17 protein-coding genes are annotated in these 19,315 nt (G+C 70.2%); 10 read left to right on the forward strand and 7 right to left on the reverse strand.

Translation table 11 applies throughout. The features are described 5' to 3' along the window. The first annotated feature begins 21 nt into the window (after positions 1 to 21). The 4 genes from ACIPPS_RS31715 to ACIPPS_RS31730 are packed head-to-tail and all read left to right on the forward strand — an operon-like array spanning position 22 to position 4,947. Positions 22 to 921 carry a hypothetical protein gene (locus ACIPPS_RS31715; RefSeq protein WP_401439360.1) on the forward strand — a complete coding sequence of 300 codons (900 nt, stop codon included), beginning with the start codon at positions 22 to 24 and terminating at the stop codon, positions 919 to 921. A 53-nt stretch (positions 922 to 974) separates the two neighbouring features. After that, positions 975 to 2,099, forward strand: a complete 1,125-nt coding sequence (locus ACIPPS_RS31720; RefSeq protein ID WP_401439363.1) for a hypothetical protein — start codon at positions 975 to 977, stop codon at positions 2,097 to 2,099. After that, complete coding sequence (locus ACIPPS_RS31725; protein ID WP_401439366.1) at positions 2,096 to 3,607, forward strand: hypothetical protein; 1,512 nt, start codon at positions 2,096 to 2,098, stop codon at positions 3,605 to 3,607. The genes ACIPPS_RS31720 and ACIPPS_RS31725 overlap by 4 nt, the downstream gene beginning before the upstream one ends. Next, the gene (locus ACIPPS_RS31730) at positions 3,604 to 4,947 is read left to right on the forward strand and encodes an AAA family ATPase (protein WP_401439369.1); all 1,344 of its coding nucleotides are present in this window, start codon (positions 3,604 to 3,606) and stop codon (positions 4,945 to 4,947) included. Before ACIPPS_RS31725 ends, ACIPPS_RS31730 begins: the two co-directional genes overlap by 4 nt. A 72-nt stretch (positions 4,948 to 5,019) precedes the next feature. Here ACIPPS_RS31730 and ACIPPS_RS31735 read toward each other — a convergent pair whose 3' ends face one another. From ACIPPS_RS31735 to ACIPPS_RS31745, 3 genes are all read right to left on the reverse strand, one after another. Then, positions 5,020 to 6,006 (reverse strand): tyrosine-type recombinase/integrase, encoded by a 987-nt coding sequence (locus ACIPPS_RS31735; RefSeq protein ID WP_401439372.1) that lies wholly within the window; start codon positions 6,004 to 6,006, stop codon positions 5,020 to 5,022. A gap of 162 nt (positions 6,007 to 6,168) precedes the next feature. Then, on the reverse strand, positions 6,169 to 6,375 hold the full coding sequence (locus tag ACIPPS_RS31740; RefSeq protein ID WP_121827678.1) for a helix-turn-helix domain-containing protein: 207 nt from the start codon (positions 6,373 to 6,375) through the stop codon (positions 6,169 to 6,171). A gap of 313 nt (positions 6,376 to 6,688) precedes the next feature. Then, on the reverse strand, positions 6,689 to 6,973 hold the full coding sequence (locus ACIPPS_RS31745; protein ID WP_401439377.1) for a helix-turn-helix domain-containing protein: 285 nt from the start codon (positions 6,971 to 6,973) through the stop codon (positions 6,689 to 6,691). Positions 6,974 to 7,243: 270 nt separating this feature from the next. Here ACIPPS_RS31745 and ACIPPS_RS31750 point away from each other — a divergent pair, with 270 nt between their 5' ends. From ACIPPS_RS31750 to ACIPPS_RS31775, 6 genes are all read left to right on the forward strand, one after another. Continuing rightward, positions 7,244 to 8,164 (forward strand): hypothetical protein, encoded by a 921-nt coding sequence (locus ACIPPS_RS31750; protein WP_401439449.1) that lies wholly within the window; start codon positions 7,244 to 7,246, stop codon positions 8,162 to 8,164. After that, the gene (locus tag ACIPPS_RS31755) at positions 8,161 to 8,862 is read left to right on the forward strand and encodes an ATP-binding protein (protein WP_401439451.1); all 702 of its coding nucleotides are present in this window, start codon (positions 8,161 to 8,163) and stop codon (positions 8,860 to 8,862) included. Before ACIPPS_RS31750 ends, ACIPPS_RS31755 begins: the two co-directional genes overlap by 4 nt. A gap of 42 nt (positions 8,863 to 8,904) precedes the next feature. Continuing rightward, positions 8,905 to 9,828, forward strand: a complete 924-nt coding sequence (locus ACIPPS_RS31760) for a DUF2637 domain-containing protein (RefSeq protein WP_401439380.1) — start codon at positions 8,905 to 8,907, stop codon at positions 9,826 to 9,828. Positions 9,829 to 9,892: 64 nt separating this feature from the next. Then, the gene (locus ACIPPS_RS31765) at positions 9,893 to 10,510 is read left to right on the forward strand and encodes a hypothetical protein (protein WP_401439383.1); all 618 of its coding nucleotides are present in this window, start codon (positions 9,893 to 9,895) and stop codon (positions 10,508 to 10,510) included. Beyond that, positions 10,507 to 12,216, forward strand: coding sequence for a mobilization protein (locus tag ACIPPS_RS31770; protein WP_401439386.1), 1,710 nt, complete (start codon positions 10,507 to 10,509; stop codon positions 12,214 to 12,216). Before ACIPPS_RS31765 ends, ACIPPS_RS31770 begins: the two co-directional genes overlap by 4 nt. A 110-nt stretch (positions 12,217 to 12,326) precedes the next feature. Further along, positions 12,327 to 12,701 (forward strand): hypothetical protein, encoded by a 375-nt coding sequence (locus tag ACIPPS_RS31775; protein WP_401439389.1) that lies wholly within the window; start codon positions 12,327 to 12,329, stop codon positions 12,699 to 12,701. A 206-nt stretch (positions 12,702 to 12,907) separates the two neighbouring features. Here ACIPPS_RS31775 and ACIPPS_RS31780 read toward each other — a convergent pair whose 3' ends face one another. From ACIPPS_RS31780 to ACIPPS_RS31795, 4 genes are read right to left on the reverse strand one after another with little or no spacing between them, the layout of a single operon-like run. Further along, positions 12,908 to 13,864 (reverse strand): FAD-dependent oxidoreductase, encoded by a 957-nt coding sequence (locus ACIPPS_RS31780; RefSeq protein WP_401439392.1) that lies wholly within the window; start codon positions 13,862 to 13,864, stop codon positions 12,908 to 12,910. A 26-nt stretch (positions 13,865 to 13,890) separates the two neighbouring features. After that, entirely contained in the window at positions 13,891 to 14,301 is a 411-nt protein-coding gene (locus ACIPPS_RS31785; RefSeq protein ID WP_401439453.1) for an NUDIX domain-containing protein, read from the reverse strand. 3 nt (positions 14,302 to 14,304) lie between these two features. Then, the gene (locus tag ACIPPS_RS31790; protein WP_401439395.1) at positions 14,305 to 15,504 is read right to left on the reverse strand and encodes a damage-control phosphatase ARMT1 family protein; all 1,200 of its coding nucleotides are present in this window, start codon (positions 15,502 to 15,504) and stop codon (positions 14,305 to 14,307) included. 26 nt (positions 15,505 to 15,530) lie between these two features. Further along, positions 15,531 to 19,061, reverse strand: a complete 3,531-nt coding sequence (locus tag ACIPPS_RS31795; protein ID WP_401439398.1) for an NB-ARC domain-containing protein — start codon at positions 19,059 to 19,061, stop codon at positions 15,531 to 15,533. Positions 19,062 to 19,315: the final 254 nt, after the last annotated feature.

A 19,315-nucleotide genomic window follows, 5' to 3' on the forward strand; every position in this document is an offset into this window, starting at 1 on the left:
GATCGACGGTACAGTGCGCCCATGACCGCATCGCTGGAGGAGCTCGAGGAACGCCTGTCGCGCCTGCGCGCCCTCCTGCGAGAGGCTCGACGCGCCCGCGACGACGCGGCCACCGCCCGCATCCGCGCCGAACTGCGCGAGGCGGAGGCCGCGTGGGAGCGAGCCCTCGACGCCGAGGAGGCAGAGGGGACCGCGCCACCTGCCGCGGCCCCTTCCTCACCCGCCGCAACCCCGGCACCTGCCACCACCGCCGGGACCGCATCCTCGTTCCGGCTCCAGGCCCACGGGAAGCAGTCCACCCACGGCGCCGTCCCGGTCCGCGAGCAGGTGCACCAGGCGCTCACCCTGCTCGGCGCTCCCGCGTCGCCCAAGCTGATCTCATCCGTATACCAGACCTTCTTCACCGAGCCGCTGGTCGCGACGAAACTCGCCTCCCTCCGCCGCGACGAGGAAAGGTCCTTCACCGCACAGGGCTACGCCCGCCCCTACTACATCTGTGCCGCCCTTACCCACGACCGGCTCACACCCGCCCGCGGTCTCCTCGCCGTATCCGTCTGGCCCTTGGAGCAGCGCATCGTCGGCCCGCTGAGCCCGCGTGCCGACTTCCTTGTCCACGCCATCGGCACCGCCGAGCAGATCCTGCGACTCGACGTCGCCGGACACGCACCCTCCGGCGCGGCCCGCCAACTGCTGCGCCGTTTCGCGCTCAACATCCCCGGCGCGTACGACGACGAGGAAATCGACCCCGAACGCGTGATCTCCGCAGCACGCACGGAGGCCGCAGTGCACCAGGAGGCGGACGACTCCCTGCGTCGCACGACCGCCGACCGCGCGCGCGGCCAACTCACAGACGTACAGCAGCTCTTTGGGGCCCCGCCCCTGCGCGATGCCCTGCGTGGTTCAGCCGGCTTCACCACCTGACCGACTACCGGATTCCTCCGGTGCCGCCACAGAATTCCGCGTAAGAAGAGAAGATGCCTCCGCAGCACCCCTCTGCCCCCTCTCCGGGAAGGCTCGCCGTCCTGCGCGGACCGCGGCCCCCGCAGGAGTACACGGCACGCAAGATCACCGCCCTCACGGCCAACCCGGCCTGCTCCCGCCGCGCCGTACTTGACGCAGCGGGCGTGGACAAGGCATTGCTCGCCCAACGCCTGGGCCATGAGCCGCGTTTCGGCCAGTCCCCCTTCGCGATCCGGCGCGAGCAGAGCTTCGAGGCCCTGGTCAAATGGGGCGGCTACGCGGAGCTCATCCGCCTGCTCCGGGAGCAACTCGACGTCCCCGTCGAGGAAGCCGCGGTAGCCGATCTGACCGAGGTGGGCGGCAACGCTTCGCTCGCGGTGCGGGCGGGCGAGAGTCGGCGGCTTCTGACTCGCCTGGCGGCCGGCGCCGACGAGCGGCTGATCCTGGACCGCCCCGTCCTGACCCTGGAGGTCGCCGGTCAGACCGCCCACGTGATACCGCAAGCCCTCAGCCACCGCACCGGTGGACAGTTCTACGTGGTGGAGATCCGCTCCTTCCCGGCCATCGACGGCCAGGCGAACCCCTCGGCGGTCGCCCAGACCACGAAACAGGCCGCGGTCAGCGTCCTCGCCCTGCGGCAGACGTTCGCCGAACTCGGCCTCGATCCCAAGGCGATCGCCCACAGGTTCCTTCTCATCTGCCCGAAGGACTTCTCCAACCGGCCCTACGGAAAGCTGATCGACCTCCGCCAGGAACTCGACGCCCTGCGGTTCCAGTTATCGCGTCTGCGCCGGGCCGAAGACCTGGCCCACGCCCTCTCTCCCGACGCGACGCTCGACACCGAACGGCCGAAGGCCGAGATCGACGCCACGATGCGGGAGCTGGACGCCAGCTTCACCCCCGACTGCCTCTCGTTCTGCGAGATGTCCCGCTACTGCCGGGACGAGGCCACTGACTGCGCCTCCCCGGCCCGGCTGGGTGGAGTGGTACGCAACAGTCTTCCCGGCATCGACTCCACCCGGACCGCCCTCCGCCACCTCGACGGCACCAGCGCCCCGGGCCCCGCCGAGGAGGCGGTCATCATCCGGCTGCGGGCCGCCGAACGACTCCGTCGACTGCGTGGAGGTGCGACCGCGTGAGCGTCATCGCCACGGTGGCCGCCCTGCGGGCATCCACGTCGGGATACGCCGAGCGGCTGACGACCGTGCGCCACGAGCATGTGGACGAAACCCCGTTCGTCCTCATCCCGCTCGCCCTCGCCGGCGAGGCCTGCGCGCCACTCGCCGCTCTCGCCGGGACTGATCCCGACCACCCGGCGCTTCTGACGGTTCGCCGCCCCCACGACCGAACCGAGCGCTTCGGCTTCGTCGAGAGCCTCGCGGACCTCCTCCTGCCCTACTTCGAGGAATGCCGCGCTTCGCCGAAGGAGTCGTACACGGTCGGGCGCGGCAAGGACAAGGAGGAGCGGGAGCGGCCCCTGCGCGCACCCCAGCTCCTCGTCCCGAACGCTGGGGGGATCACGTACGTCCGGCTGCTGGGCCGTCTGACTCGGTTGCGCGCGACGGATGGTCCGCATGCCGTCTCTCCGTCCGTACCCCTGCTCGGAAAGTGGCTGACCTGGTTCGCCGACCGGGCCGAGTTCCCGGATTCCGCCCTGCTCCAGGCCATGACTCGGTCCCTCTCTGCCCACTGGGCCACCGGGCAGAGCCCCACCGAGAACGCGAACCTGGCGTCCTTGCTCGGCTGGATCGATCCCCCCGCCGGGCGCACCGGGGCCGAGACCGCCTGGGAGCGCGAAGACCCCGCGGCGTGGCCGCCCGCCGGGCCGGCGACCGACCCGGTCTTCGACCGCACGCTCGACGAACTGATCACGAAGTACGACGGCGCAACCGGAGAGCGGGCGCGGGACGCCGCCGCTCGCACCATCGACCGCGAGCTGCGCGCCCAGATGCTGCCGACCTGGCAGCTGATGTGGCACGGCGTCCGCCTGTTGCGCGAGCTTCCCGCAGGGGACCACGTCGCCGGACGGCGGGCATACGACCGACGTCTGTTCGGCGAGTACGCGACCTATCTGGACGACGACGGGCGCCCTCAGGCCCGCCGCGATCACGCGGTGGGGGCAGCCCGCCGCCTCGCCCGTATGGAGGAGGCCCAGGAGCGGTACGACGCCGAGCGCGCGTATGACGATCCGCTGGTGATGGCGGAGTACGAACTGACGGGCGAGGCGTTCACGGGCGTGGTCACGGCCCGGGAGGAAGAGCGCACCATCCCTGGGGCGCGGCCCGGATCCCCGCTGTGGCGCCCGACGATCACCGTGCACTGCGAAATTCCCGTGTCCATGGCGGCCGGGACGGCGGTCAAGTCCCCGGCAAGACCGGGGCAGAAGGCCGAGATCCTAGACGTCGTTCCCGACGGAGCCGGGTCCGCCATGCTGATCCAGCTGAACGGCGGCTTCGGCAACAAGCGCAAGCCGCCCGCGCCTGAGGGGACCATGGCCGACCTCGGCGAGACGATCACCTTCACGTCGATCGATCCCAAGAACATGCCGTCCTCGCTCCCTGCTGAGGAGGACACCCCCTGGACCCACGGCGGTCCGCCACAGCCGTACGAACCCACCGACGAGGACGCGGAAGAGGTCTGGGAATGACAGCCACTCCGGAACCCGACAGCGGCACGTCACCCGGTGCTCTCGCCGACCGGGCGGTCGCCGACGTACTGTCCGGCCTGGACTCGGCCACCGGACGCGGCATCGTGGTGGACTCTCCACCGGGCGCGGGAAAGTCCACGCTGGTCAAGCGCGCCACCGGCCACCTGACATCGGCCGGCCATCAGGTGATGATCGTCGCGCAGACCAATGAACAGGTCGACGACCTGGTCGACAACATCGCTCGGGAGTACCCTGCTCTTCCCCTCGGGCGCCTGCACGCGAACGGCTTCCGTCTTCCCGAGCGCGTGAGCCGACATGCGAATGTGCGGGGCAGTAACGAGGCAGACGCCCTCCGCGAGCTGGCGGTCGTGGTCTCCACCGCCAAAAAGTGGTCGTACGTCAAACCTGAGAAGTGTGCTCCATGGCGCTGGGCCATCGTGGACGAGGCCTACCAGATGCGGTCGGACGCGCTGCTGGCGACGGCGCCGCTGTTCTCCGAGAAGGACTCACAAGTCCTCTTCGTCGGCGATCCCGGGCAGCTGGACCCCTTCGCCACAGTGGACACCGACCGCTGGCAGGGACTGACCTGGGACCCGCTGCGCAACGCCGTCGACGTGGCGCTGGCGCACAACTCCGACCTGCCGCGACACGAGCTCCCGGTCTCCTGGCGGCTGCCAGAGATGGCAGCCCCTCTCGTTCAGAGGGCGTTCTATCCCTTCTACTCCTTCATCTCCGGTACCAAGGCGGCTGACCGCGTCCTCACCTACGGCACCGCACCTCACCGTGCAACACCGTCGGACGCCGTCCTCGCCTGCGCGGCCGGGTCGGGCTGGGGTCTGCTGGAGCTTCCGGCTCGGCACACCCTCGACGATGACCCCGAGGTGGCCGAAGCCCTGGCAGAAACGGCGGCCCGGTTGCTGGAGCGAGGGGCGCTGGTGAACGGAGAGCCGCTCACCGAGTCCCGCATCGCGATCGGCGCCGCCCGCACGATCCAGGCGGACACGGTACGGTCGCGACTGGAGAAGCGGGGTCTCACGGGCATCACCGTGGACACCGCCAACCGTCTCCAGGGCCGCGAGTTCGACGTCACACTGGTCTGGCACCCGCTCTCCGGCCGTCAGGATGCCTCCGCCTTCCATCTGGAGACCGGTCGCCTGTGCGTCCTACTTTCCCGCCACCGCTTCGCCTGCATCGTCGTGGCCCGCGCCGGCATCACCGACCTCCTGGACCGGCATCCCCGCAGCAGCCCGGTCTACCTCGACGTACCACCGAAGTTCCCGGACGGGTGGCGGGCGCACCAAGTGGTCATGGACTACCTGGAGAACCAGGCTCGTCCATAGCTGTAGGCCGCCCTTCATCTCGCCCTGTATGCAGAGCGCATCCGACGCACGCCAGTGGACGGGGGGAGTTGTCTACGCTGCGAAGGCCAGCGGGACCTCCAAACGCTCCCAAGCTGCCAGCACTGCCTTGTGGGCGTCCGGCTGCAGGTGGGCGTAGCGCTGGGTGGTCTGGAAGCTCTCGTGGCCGAGGAGGTGCTGGACCTCGTAGAGCGAGACTCCCTTCTGGACGAGCCACGAAGCGCAGGTGTGGCGCATGGAGTGGGGCGGATAGTGCGGAACGGGGAGCTGCTCCCCGTCGGTGCCGAAGTAGTGGGCATTCTCAATGGCAGGCCACCAGGTCTGGCGGCGCCAGTTGCCGTCGTCGAGGCGACGGCCAGCGCGGCCCTTGGTGACGGTGGTGAAGACCAGGGCGTCACGGTCGAGCGAGTGGATGTGCCGGTCGAGCGCGTCCAGGACGTGCAGCGGAAGCGGGACCTCCCGGCGGCTCCTCGAACTCTTGGGGTACTCCTTGATGCCGCTCTTGGTGTTGACCTCCACCACGAACAAGCGGGAACGGCGCTGGTCGATCCGATGGCGATGCAGGCCGGTGAGTTCGCCCCAGCGCAGACCCGTGTAGAAGCCGAGCAGGCACATGGTGCGCCATGGGGCCGGGAGCTCGTCGACGATGCTCTGCGCCTGATCGAGGGTGAACCATTGCGGAGGCCTGATCGCGATCTGCGGCAGGTCGATGTTCCGGCAGGGGCTGACCGCGATGACATCGTCGTCGACGGCCGCACGCATGATGGACGACAGCAGGTTGTACGCCCTCTTGATCGCCGAGGCACCGACCCCCTTCTCGACCAATCCGCGGATCCAGCTCTGGACGTCCATACGGGTGATGGCCCGCATCTCCCAGTCGGCCCAGTGGGGCAGCACGTGGTTCTTGATGCTGGAGGCGTCCCCGCGCAGCGTATGGAGCTCGACGACGCGGGCCTGCCACCAGCGGGCGTGCCACTCGTGAAACGCCATCTCGCCCGCCCGGGGGTCCCGCATGCTTCCGCGGGCGAACTGCGTCTCCATATCGGTACCCCAGGCGCGGGCCTGCGCCTTGAGGGGAAACGACTCGCTGAACCGGTCTCCAACCCGGTTGCGGACGGTTGCCTGCCATTTGCCGGACTTCAGCTTCCGGAGGTACGTGGTTCCGGTCCTTCCTGTTTCGCGTACGGAGGTACTTGGTCCTGGTCAGCGGCGGCGCGCGGGCGCGGAAACCGCCCGGCTGTTGATGAAGTCGTCCAGGCTCGCGGCCGGGACGCGAACGCGAGAGCGAGCCGGTCCTGTGCGCAGGTCGACAACGGGCAGCTCGCCGGCGGCAATGAAGCGGTAGACCGTTCGGCGGTCGACGTCCAAGGCTGCGGCAACGGCAGGTATGGACAGCAGGCGCGGGGCCATAGGCGGTTCCTTTACGGAAGAAAGAGCGACGAAAATTGAGAGATCTACCTGGGCCGGGAAGCAATAAGCCCAGCCGATGCTGCGAGGTCGCCGAATAGGACTTCTACGTACGGCCGGAATCTCCGAGCGGAGCAGAAGAGGAAACGAGCGGGTACGTGTGCGCGGCGGGGAATCTGAAATCGGCGCGTAGGCGGATCAGGCAAGGCGTCCTCTGGGGATGTGGGCAGACTTCTGACAGGAACCGGCACGGCGGGCGTTCCGGGACGCACAATGATCCGGAGAATCCCCGGTTAGGGAAACCGGGGATCGTCGGCTACATTTCGCCCAGCCCGGCCGCCCCGGGGAGTGTGAGGGGGCTGGCGAGGAGGGTCTGCGGGGCGATTCCGAGGGCTGTGGCGATGGCGACGAGGTCGTCGATGTCGCAGCGGCGGACGGTGCGTTCGATGCGGGAGAGCGCGGTGAAGGTCATGGGCCGGCCGAGTGCGGTGACGCGGACGGCGAGCTGGCGCTGGGAGTAGCCGCGGGCGGTGCGGGCGCGTTCGATGGCGTGGGCGGCGGCGTGGGCGGCGGGTCCGATGGCGAGGGGTCGTGGCGGCATGGGTGGTGTTGTAGCTTGCGTGCCGGCCGGTCCGGAAGGGCATTCCTGTCTGCCGTGAGCGATGCGGACCGCATAGCAATTTCCGGCGGCGATTTCGGTGACCGGGAATTCGGCCCTACAGTTGCGGGACTCGCCGACGCGGCATGCCGACGGGCTGTACGGAATTCCAGTGCAAAGTCTGGACTTCTGCGCACCAGGTGTGGCTGTGTTGGCCATGCACCCCGGCGACACCGGATTCCCCTGCCCCCTCCTGAAAGGTGGTCGATCGCCATCGCCCGTATCCGCACCATCAAGCCCGAGGCGTTCTCGTCCGAGTCCCTCGCGGCGGTGACGCTGTCCGCCGAGCGGACCTTCTTCGGGCTGCTCACCCAGGCCGACGACCAGGGCCGGTTCCGCGACCAGGCTGCCGTCATCGCCGGCCAGCTGTGGTCGCTGCGCCGCGAGCACGGGCCGGAGGCGGTCGAGGACGACCTCATCCAGCTCGACAATGCCGGGCTGATCTGCCGTTACGAGGGCGAGGACGGCAAGCGGTACCTGCACATCGTCACCTTCGCCAAGCACCAGAAGATCAACCGGCCCAGCGGCGTCCGTACTCCCCCGTGCCCGCACCACGATCTCGGGATTCCGCGCGAGCCCTCACCACAGATGCGGGGAGCCCTCGCGGAGACTTCCGCGAGTCGTCCAGGAAGACTCACTGAGCCTTCCGTGACACGACCGGGAGGAGTGACCGAGCTCTGCGTGAACGGCGAATCCGCAGGTCAGAGCCTGTTCCGTGAGAGCTCACCGCAGTCTCAGGGAGGACTCCCCGAGCCCTCCGTGAGCCCTCACCGTCCGGATCTAGGACCTAGGAACAGGGATCTAGGATCTACCCCGTTGGGGGGCGCAAGCGCCCCCGCGCCCGACTCGGTCTCGGCGAAGGACCTGATCGGCGAGTACGCCGCCGGATGCCCCCACCGCCCGCCGCAGGACGTGCTCGGCCACCTCGGCCGCGAGGTGAAGAAGCTCCTCGCCGAGGGCATCGCCCCGGACCACATCCGCGCCGGCCTCAACCTCCACCGCGCCAAGGGCCTGCACCCGTGCACCCTGCCTAGCCTGGTGCACGAGGCCATGAACGCCACCCCCGCCACCACTGCCTACCGGCCGTGGACCAACCCTGACGACACCGTCGCTGCCTACGGAGGCGACCTCTGACCACCACCGCCCTCACCCGCGATCCGCAGCAGCCCGCCCGGATCACCGGTCGGCTCGGCGACATCCTGGCCCGGCGCGGCATCGCCCCCGACGCTGCCGCCCAGGAGCCAGTACCTGAGCCGATCACCGCACTGGAACTGGCCGAGGCCCGTATCCCCGCCCGCTATCGCCACGCCCTCGCCGACCACCCCCAGGTCACCGCCTGGGCGGACGAGGTCGCCCGCGCCGGACGCCCCGGCCCTGCCGGCGCCCCAGGCATCGCGGAGGGCCCCTCGCTGCGCATCGTCGGCCCGACCGGCACCGGCAAGACCCACCAGGCGTACGGCGCCATCCGCAGCCTGCTCGCCGCCGGGGTCCGCCTGCGCTGGGAAGCCGTCACCGCCGCCGACCTCTACGCCCGCCTGCGCCCACGCCCCGGCTTCGACAGCGAACGCGACCTGCAGAACCTGATGCGCTGCCCGCTGCTGCTCCTGGACGACCTCGGCGCGGCGAAGACCAGCGAGTGGACCGAGGAACTCACCTACCGGCTGATCAACCACCGGTACGAGCACCTGCGCCCCACCCTGATCACCAGCAACCTCACCACCGACACCCTGCGGGCAGCCCTCGGCGACCGCGTCGCCTCCCGCCTGGCCCAGATGACCGAGCGCGTCACCCTCGACGGCCCCGACCGCCGCCGCACCAGACCTGTGGGCTGACCGCCGCCACTCGCCCCACATCTCGTACAACCTCCGGAGCCCGTGCCCTTGCCCTCCCCTGCCCTGATACGCCCCGCCTCCGAACGATGGGGCCGCCCCCTCCTCATAGGGATCACCCTGATCGCCGCCGTCGGCTTCGTCCTCTCGTACGACGCCCTGCGGCAGATGGCCGTCGCCGCCCACATCAGCGGACCGCTGACCTACCTCTTCCCCCTCGTCATCGACGGCTTCATCGCCCTCGGCGTCACCGCCCTGCTCATCCTGCGCACCGCCCCGCTCCGCGCCCGCCTGTACGTGTGGACGCTCGTCACCCTGGCGACCGGCACGAGCATCTGGGCCAACGCCCTGCACGCCATCCGCCTCAACGAACAGGCCCGCCTCCACCTCAACAACGCCACCGTCGGCGCCCTGTCCGCCGCCGCACCGCTCGCCCTCGCCGGCGCCGTCCACCTCTACCTCGTCATCAACCGCCACCTCACCGCCAACAAGCCGGCGGCCACCGAACCGCCAACCGCCACGGCGCCCAGCAGCGAACCGCCACCGCCGACCGCCAAGCACGCCGCCAACGCCAAGCTCGCCGGCCATGCCGAGTCCGCCACCACCACAACCGCCAAGCCCGCGCCGAAACCGCCAACTCCGCCAGCGGCGGCCACACAGGCCGTGCCCACCACACCCATCACCCCTGCCACACGCGCCGCACCCGCCAAGGCGCCTCTTCCCACCACCGCGCAGCCGAGGAAGGCGGCGCCGAGCTCCGGCGGTCGCAAGCCGAAGGCCACGGAGGCGTACCTCCTGGAGCTCGCGCGCCAGATCCGCAGCGAGACCGGCCACGTCTCCCGCACTCCCGTGGAGAACGCAGCCCGCGCGCAGGGCTACACCGTCGACAGGACCCGAGCCAAGAAGGCCGTCGACGCGGTCCTGGAGGAGGAGGCGGCCGTCACCACGGACCTGGCATCCACGGCCTGACGCACCCGCCGCTCCTCACCCGCCAGAACGCCCGCACCCAGCACTCACTCCGAAGGAACCCCTGATGCGCGACAGCCACGCCGAAGCTCTCACCATCCAGCCGCAGGTGGAGACGGACCCTGCCCCGGGCGGAGCAAGTTGGGGCGGAAGCAGTGCTTCCGCCGTACCCGCCCCCGAAGGGGCGGGAGAGGACCTGCGCCAGGGGGCGCAGGTCCTGGAGGCTTCGACCGGGGGCGGATCGAAGCCGGGGAAGGAGGAGAAGCCGAAGTCCCGCCATCGCGAGCGCCGTGCCCGTCAGCGTCCGCGTCAGCCGCCCGCGAAGAAGCGTCATCACCAGCACTCGACCCGTTTCAACGACGACGAGTACGCGCTCGTCGCCACCGCCGCCGCCCAGTGCCATCTGACCGTCGCCGGCTTCCTCGCCCGTGCAGCCCTCGCCGCAGCCCGCGACCTCGGCCGCACCAGCGCTGAGATCGCCACCGAGCGCGACATGCTCACCGCGCTGTTCGACAGCCGGCGCAAGCTCGGCTGGGCCGGCAGCAACCTCAATCAGGCTGTGAAGGCCCTCAACTCAGGCGCGGACACACTTCAGATGGAGGCCGCCACCGCAGCGGTCCGGCGAGCCGCCGACGCCGTGCACGCCGCCGCGACCAGCATCCTCGAACGACGGCAGGCGGCGTGATCCCCAGCATCAACCCGCCCGGCGACCGGACCATCGGCCTGCTCGCCTACCTCTACGGCCCCGGCAAACGCGAGGAGCACGTCGACCCGCACCTCGTCGCCTCGTTCGACGGCATGGCATCCGACCCCGGCCGCGACCCGAACACCACACTGAAGGCCCTCCAGCGGCTCCTGGACCAGCCAGTCCAGGCGCTGCCGGAGCAAGCCCGTCCCGCCAAGCATGTCTGGCACACCTCCGTCCGCACCGCGCCCGGTGACCGGATGCTGTCCGACGAGGAGTGGGCCGAGGTGGCCCGCCGGATCGTCGCCGCCACCGGCATCGACCCGGGCGAGGGGCAGCCCGGCTGCCGCTGGGCCGCCGTACGGCACGCGGACGACCACATCCACATCGTCGCCACCCTCGCGTGCGAGGACGGCACCCGGCCCGACGACTTCCGCTCCGGCAAACGTGCCCAGGCCGAGGCCCGGTTCATCGAGAAGGAATTCAGCCTGCACCAGGTCGCGCCCGGCGACGGCACCGCCGCCCAGCGGCCCACCAGCGCCGAACGGCACAAGGCCGAACGGCAGGGACGCGAGCGCACCGCCCGCGAGGAACTCCGCGAGACCGTACGACGGGCCGTGGCAGGCGCGACCGGCGACGAGGAGTTCTTCGACCGCCTGGCCGCCGCCGGCCTCCTGGTCAAGAAGCGCGTCGCTCCCTCCGGCGACCTGCTCGGCTACAAGGTCGCCTTGCCCGACGACCGCAACAAGGACGGCGAGCCCGTCTACTACCCCGGAGCCCGCCTCGCCCCCGACCTCTCCCTGCCCCGGATCCGCGAACGCTGGTCCATGGACCAGCCCGAGTCTCCACCGCCTCCCGGCCCGATGGCACCGTCCGCCGCACGTCGGCATGCAGCAGCTGCGCTCTCAGATGCGGTCCTCGTCGTCCACAACGGCGAGGACGCCGTCGCCGCCGCGCACATAAGCGCCGCCGGAGAAGTCCTCGACGCGCTCGCCAAGACCTCCGCCGCCCACACCCGCCACCAACTACGAGAGGCTGCCGAGGCATTCGAGCGTGCCTCCCGCTCCCACATCCGCGCCGCACGCGGACACGACCAGGCATTGCGGCAGGCCGCCCGCGAACTCGTCCGCGGCGGGCCGGCACTCGGCCGCGGCGAGGACGGCGCCGCCACGGCCATGGCGATCGACATGCTGCTCTTCCTGATCACCGCCGTCGCGCACTGGCATGCCAGGAAGGGCCACGCCCAACAGGCCGAAGCGGCCCTCCGGGCCGCCGAGCACCTACGAGGCGCCTACCGGGTCGCCGCCGAGCAGCCGCTCGCCGTCCTCCACCAGCGCGGTCGGAACCTCGCCCGCCCACTGCTGGAAAGACAGGCCGACGCCGTGCGGGCGGCGATGCCGGAGCTGGCTGAGCAGGTACTGGCTGAGCCCGGCTGGCCGTCCCTCGCCGCCACACTCGCTGACGCCGAGGCCGTCGGCCACATCTCCACCGACCTTCTTGCCCGCGTGGCAGGACGCCGCGAGCTGGGCACCGCAGAGTCAGTCAGCGACGTACTGGTGTGGCGCGTACGGAGGATGGCCAATCTGCCCGCCGACTCATATCCCGAGTACGTGGCCGCTGCCAGCCTCCAGCGTGATTCTGCCGTGCCAGGGACAGTCGATGCGCTGGGAGCCAGCACCACAAACGGCCCCGTCCGACGACGCTAAGCCGCAGGTCGAACGGCGCAACATAGCCGCGAATCCCCGGTTAGCGTAACCGGGGATTCTCCGCACCATGGACCTATCAGCACCCACCCCACCACGTGAGGAGAACACCCTTGCCCGAAACCGATTCCTACCTCCGCGCCGACGTCTTCACCCTGCTCGTCGACACCGACTTCGGGATCCATCCCGACACCGGCACCTTCTCCCACTACGACGGCCGCCCCTTCACCGACGAGGAACAGGCCACCGTCCTCCTGGCCAACCGGGACGAGCTCGAAGCAACCCTCGAGGTCCGTCTCCTCATCGACACCGAGATCCAGAAGAAGGTGGGAACCGCCGGACTGAACATCGTCCTGGCCCCGTACGACGACCAGCCCAACGAGGACTTCACGCTCGGAGACGTGATCACCCACCGGCCCCAGGATGGCCCCTCCGACATCGAGCGCCTCGCCTACGTGATGAACGGGTTCGTCCCCGACGAGCAGTAACACCAGCCCCAGGCACCTGAGCCCGTAGCACCGGTCGACCCGACAGCAGGCTGGCCTGGGAACCTCGCACAACACGAACCGCAGCCGGGATCATCCGCGGCTGCCGTTCGTGTCAGAGGCACCCGCCCAGGGCACCGATCAGCTGGTGGGTGTCGCCCGTAATGCCAGTGAGGCGGACGTGCGGGAAGGCATCTCCGGCTGGTCCTTCAGGGCCTGTCTGCCCTGTCGGCGGCCAGGAGGCTCGCAGCCTCTTCGGCGCAGCCCCACGAGAGCGTGACGCCGGCGCCTCCGTGCCCGTAGTTGTGCACCACCACGGTGCCGTCCTCCGCCCGCTCCGCCTCCACGCGCACCATGGCCCGGGTCGGCCGGGCGCCGAGCCGGTGCTCCAGGACACGGGCCTTGGCGAGACGGGGTTCGACCTCGACACAGCGAGCGAGGATTCCGGCTGCAGCCTTCTCGTCGAGGGCAAGGCTGCCTTCGCCGTCGATAGCGGTGCCGCCCAGGAGAGTGGTGTCGCCGTGGGGGTAGAAGCACAGCAGGTCTTGTGAGAGGCCGGTGTCCTCGGAGAAGAACTCGGTCAGCCCCGGGTTGGTGACGACGACGTGCTGGCCGCGGATGGGCCAGAGGTCATGGTCCGGGACCAGTTCCTGGGCACCCAGGCCCGTGCAGTTGACGATCAAGGTAGCGGGGCCGGCGTCCGCGAGCGAGGCCAGGCGCCGCCGCTCGACCGTTCCTCCAGCGGCGTCGAGCCGGCGCAGGAGGTAGGCGAGGTAGGTGGGCATGTCGATCAGCGGCACCGTGAACCGGTAGCCGGCCGAAAACCCGGCCGGCACTTCGGCCGGTTCGCACGGCCGGAAGCCGGGCAGGGTGGTGGCCCACTCCGGTGGTGCCTCGGCCGTGCGGGACGCCTCTATGCCGCTGGTGAGCCGGACGCCCGTGGATGGAACCTCCGCCAATCTGCGGAAGATCTCCAGGGACCGCTGCCCCCACTGGTCGACCTTGTCCTTCGGCTCGACCAGGTACGGCCCCCACATCGCCCCGGCCGCCAGCGAGGTGACGCCCGGCACCTGCTCGGCAATCACGTGCACCAAGGCTCCGGCCTCGGCCAGGACGACAGCGGTGGTGAGCCCTGCCACTCCAGCCCCGACAACGACAACGCGCACCTCACGCTTCAAGGACGCAACGGAGTTCACGAGAGCAGAGCCTCATCGAGGTAGTTCTGCACCGGCCCGAACAACCCGTACGGCACGTACTGCGGGATCTCGCCATGCGTGGCCCAGGCCAGGCCGGCCACCTCATCAGCACTCGCCACGACCGCCTGGCCGCCGACGGGGCGGCATGCGATGTAGTGGATCTCCCGGCCTGTCATGGGGTGCACCCGTTGTCCCAGCACACTCTGGGGCACCACCAGGAGCCCGGTCTCTTCCTCGGTCTCACGTGCTGCGGCTTCCCCGGGAGTCTCCTCGGATTCGATCTTCCCTGCCGGGAACTGCCACGAGAGCGCCCCTTCCGCCACACGTCGCCGCACGAGCAGGACTCGCTCGCCCCGAACGACGACAGCAGCGGCGACTGCTCTCTGGGCCTCGGTGGTCACAGAGATCCCCTACCGTCGCACCTGGATCAGCGCGTGCGTTCCAGTCGTACGCCAGGCAGCCCCGGACCGTTCGAGCCCGTCCAGCACTTTCTGCTCCAAACCGACGATGACGTCGGACTTCAGGGTCCGGAGCGCTGCGACGGCCCCCGGGAAGTACGCGGTGAGATCGGCGAAGGACGCCTTGGCGTCCCACAGATGGTCGCCCACCAGGCGCCGGTAGTTGAGGTCGCCCTTCAAGATGGTGAGCGTGGCGCTCTCGAACTCGCCGCGGAGGTCCTCGGGCATGTCCTCGTACGGCAGCGGAGCACAGAAGAACGGGTGGGTGCGGACCTCCAGGCTCCCTGCTGCCATGGCCTTCCACAGCCGGCCTCCGATCACACTGGCTTCGCCGGGTGCCTCGGTGAGGCGACGGAGGCAGTCGACGACGTCGGCCGTCATCGCGTCGGAGACGTAGTAGGGGTACGGCTTGAGGTGCAGCACGACCTGTTCGGCATGCCGCTGTTTGAGGAGGTGGTCGATGAGGATCAGGTCCGGAATCAGCTCGCGTCCTGCGTTGTCCGCCACCACAGCGACGGTCGAGGAACCCCCGACGGGCAGCAGCTGCCAAAGCAAGGCGCTATCGTCGGCCACCAGCGCGGAGGCATCGGCGTCACCGGCCGCCGGCTCCCCCGCCGAGACACGGAAGCCGAGGTCCGCCCGGTTGCCCCAGAGTGACGCGTGGAGCAGGGCCGCAGCCCGCTCGTCCGCCGGAACACTCGAGAGCGCGTCCAGTGCCCGCAGTTCCTCCTCCACGGCCTCACCGCGCAGCTCGGCCTGCTTGAACGGCGCGAACGGATCGACTCCCTGCCACGGCCCGGTGCCGAAGTACCCGACCGCGCCGAGGAGCCTGCGGTAGAAGTAGCTCTCCGCCCACAGGAACGGGGCGTCGTACCAGGAGCGCCCGAAGTGCTCCTGCCCCCAGTCCGCCCAGCGCTCACGGTCGGGCTCCCCAGGCGCGAGCAGCTCGATGACGCCATTGGTGATCTCGTCCAGCAGGACGTCGAGGGCCTCGTGCTGCCGACGGCCGTACGGGAAGGCGTCCCGTACCTGCTGGATGAGGGCGGGATGGCGCTTGGCCAGCACGCCCCAGGCGAACGAGCCGGGCTCGCTGCTCAGGATGACCGGCGCTCCAGCCGCATCGCCCGAGACGTGGGAGGTCTTCTCTGTCATCGTGTTCAAAGCCCTTCGCATGTCGCTCACGTGTCCATGATCCCCAGAGCCAAGACGCCAGCCGCACTCCCGACCAGCACCTCACCCGTCGCCGGCTCGAAAGCCGCGCAATGCAGTGAAGCGTCCACCCGGACCTCGGCGATCTGCCGCTGTTCACCGAGCGACCACACGCGCACCGTCCCGTCCGCCGCAGCCGACACGAGGCGGTCCTCGTCGCCCATGAAGCCCAGCATGAGGATGCGGCCCGTGTGACCGGAGAGGTGGGAGGTGAACCGGTCCGTCCCCAGATGCCGTACCGCGATGTCTCCGGTTCCCGACCCGACTGCCACGCGGTCGCCCGGACCGTCCACGGTGACGGCGCGAGCCCATCCGCTGGGGCTGCTGAACCGGCTTCTGAAATCCCCGGTGGAGGCGTGCCACACGCGCACCGAGCCGTCACCACCGCAGGCAACCAGGACGTCTCCGCTGTCGTCGAACGAGAGCGACCGCAGCCGACCGGCGTGCACGTCCTGAGTCCACAACAGCGTCCCGGTGGGGAGATCCCAGCACCGGATGTGTCCGTCACCCGTGCTCGCAGCGATACGAGGCGTCGAACGGGCCATCGCCACAGCCCACGTTCGCGGAGTGTCCTGGTTCAAGGTGAGCGACCAGGCCGGGTCAGGCAGCGACCAGACCCTGACCGCCCCGTCGCCGCAAGCCGCGGCGACGTGCTCCTCGCCGCAGGCCAGGGACCAGACGCGTCCATGGGCGGCGGGCAGCCTCCGGCCGACCGCCGCCGTCGCTGTGTCGACGACGGCGACGCCGCCGTCCCCGTCGCCGACCACAGCGGTACGTCCGCCGGCCGCGAACTGCGTGGACCACACGGTGTTCGAGCCGCCGACCAGGGTCCTGAGCCTGCCCTTCCCCACGGCCCAGACACGGACAGCGCCGTCCTCGCACCCGGCGACCACGGTGCCGTCACCCGTTCTGGCGAGTGAGCGCACCCAGTCGACGCCCCGCGGGAGCTGTGTCTCACCTACGGGCGTCTCCGCCGAGAACGCCTGGATCCTCGGCTCCTCGGTGGCGGCGACGAGGACGTCGTCATGCGGGGACAAGGCGACGGCGCGCACGCGCGCCTTGAGGCCGGTGATCCGGCGGACGAGCGCGAGTTTTCCGTCGGCCGTGTCCCACAAAGCTGCGGAACGGTCACCAGACCCCGAGGCCAAGAGGGAGGAGCCGGGGGCGAAGGACACGGAGCGGACCCAATCTTGGTGTTCCGCACGTTCGTCGAGGAGGCGGCCGGTGCGCAGGTCGAAGAGTCGGACGAACTCGTCCTCGCCAGCCACGGCCACGAGCGAGTCGGAGTCCCCGCCGATCGCCACGGACCAGACGGGGGTGCCGGCGGCCCGCATCGTACGCAGGAGCACCAGCCGCTCCAGGTCCCACGCGCATACGGCTCCGTCCTCGGCACCGGAGACGAGGACCGGGTCGGCTGAGGAGAAGGCGAGGCTGCGGATGCGGCGGTTGTGCCCGGGCAGCACCCCGACAGGTTCGCCGGTGTCCGTGCGCCACAGTCGGATCGCTCCGTCGTCCCCCGCTGAGGCGAGAACCATCCCGTCCACGGAGAGCGCAGTTGCGAACACCCATCCGGTATGGGCTTCGTGGGCTCGGAGGAGCCTGCCCGTGTTCAGGTTCCACAGCCTGACCACCCCGTCCTCGCCGCCTGATGCCACGAGGTCGCGGACGGCGGACACGCTGACGACCGCACCGATGTGACCGCGCTCCGTCACCGCCTCGGAGCTCACCTCAGGGGGAGGCAACAGCCACCGCGGGGCGAGCACCGTTCCCTCCCCCGCAGCGCCTTCCAAGGTTCGGGTGGCCTCGGGTGTGGATGCCCGCCGCAGCACGATCGAGAGGGTCGAGGCGATGTCGGCCGGGCTCTCCAGCCCGTTCAGCAGATACCCGGCACCGGTCAGGGCCCGGGCGGTAGCCCACACCTGATGCTGCGGGTGGCCGGCATCGTGGCGCTCGGGCATAGCGTCGAGCACGGCGGCGTCCGCGGTCAGCGACTGGTGCCCGACCAGTGCGACCTTGCGCATGACGTACGTCGGCGAGGCCAGCAGGCTGACGAGCTCGGCGTCGAGGCCCGCCTCACGCAGGTGGTAGGGGAGGTGACGCCACAGGTATCCCTCGCTATCAGCGAGCGTTTCCCAGGCACCGTCCCTGCTCTGCCGGTACGCCTCGGTCAGGGACCGGTGAAGGGCCGCCCACTGGTCGCCGATCAGATGGCGCAGATAGGACCGGAACACGTCGTGCAGCACGATGGCGTTCCGGTCGGCGAGGTAGGCGCCGATCAGGGACCGGTCGGACAGCACCCGGCAGAACTGGCGCACCACGTGAGGGGCCCACCCGTTCGCGGTGCCCCACCAGTGGGTGAGGACCGACATGGGGATCGGCACCGACGGAGGGAACACCGCCAGGGACAGGTACCGGTCTCGCAGGTCAGTGCGGCCGGCGATCGAGACGCTCTCCGCGAGACTGCGGAGGCTGGATTCGAGCGCCTGCCCGATGGCGTTCTTGCGCTGGTCGGAGTCCCAGACGTCGAAAGCCTGAGGGCCGTACGCGCGGATCGCCGCGTTCGTCTCCGTGACGGCGCGGTCGGCCGGGGCGCCGAAACCGACCTCCTGAGAGACGTTCGCGCCGACGATCGACGCGAGGAGCGGCCAGCCCCCGCATACGCCTGCGAGGCGCGCGGCCTCGGCATCGCCGAGGGCACCGACGTTGCGGACGAGCAACTCGCGGATCTCCCCCGGCGCCATGGGCCCCAGGCGCACGACTCGGGCGGAGCTGGGGCACACGCGCACGTTCCTCGTGGTCACGAGCCGTACGCAGTCCTCGCCGCCGAGCAGGAAGGGGCCGAGGTCGGTGGCGGACCAGACGTTGTCGACGACCAGGAGCGCGCGGCGCCCCTGGAGCAGACGGGCGAGGTGGAAGCCGGCCTGCTCCGGATCGGCAAGTGATGGACGGTTGCCGTCGAGGTGGACGCACAGGTCGGAGATCAGCTCGACGACCCTGGCGGCCGTGCATCCCTCGCCGGTCTCCACCCAGAGGATCTCCGAGAAGGAGTCCCGTACGCGGGGGTCGTGGCACACCTGCGTGGCCAGCGTCGTCTTGCCGAACCCGCCGGGGCCGCACAGGGCAACCGTGGCGACGGTGTCGTCCTGCGCCGCCTCATGGAGTACGGAGACGAGCCCTTCGAGATCTTCGGACCTGTGCACCAAGCCGGGCTCCGGAACGGGTATGGGGCGGTATTCGTCCGGCGCCGGCGCGGGCTCGGGCGTCGGAACACCGACGGAGTCCCAGAAGCGCTGCCGCACCTCCGCGTCGCTCCGTTCCAACGCCGTGTCGAGTAACGCCTGGGAGTCCGGTGCGACGACGATCTCCTCGCCCCGGGCCTCCCAGTTGGACACCGTCCGGTCGCTGACGCCGAGGTAGGACGCGAAGCCACGCACGCTCCGTCGCGTCGCGAGCCGCAGAGCACGCGCCTCCCGTCCGGTCCAGCGCTGCACCGTGGCCACCTGAGCTCCTTCGACCGACACCGACGACGGTAACAGGGTAGGGCGGTCTGACCAGCGGCGTAGGGCCTTCGCTGCGACGGGAGTTCAGCACGGATGCAGCACCCGGACCATTCCAGCCAGGTCCGAGCGAGGCACACCCGTCGCCTCGGACAGCGGCGGCGCTGCACCGCGGGTGCGACACCACGACAGCCCGCTGACCAGCGCCGCTCGGCAGTCTTCTCGGCACGGAGCACCACGGCTCCGTGGGCAGTCGA

The organism is Streptomyces sp. NPDC090127 (assembly GCF_044746945.1).
GTDB lineage: Bacteria > Actinomycetota > Actinomycetes > Streptomycetales > Streptomycetaceae > Streptomyces.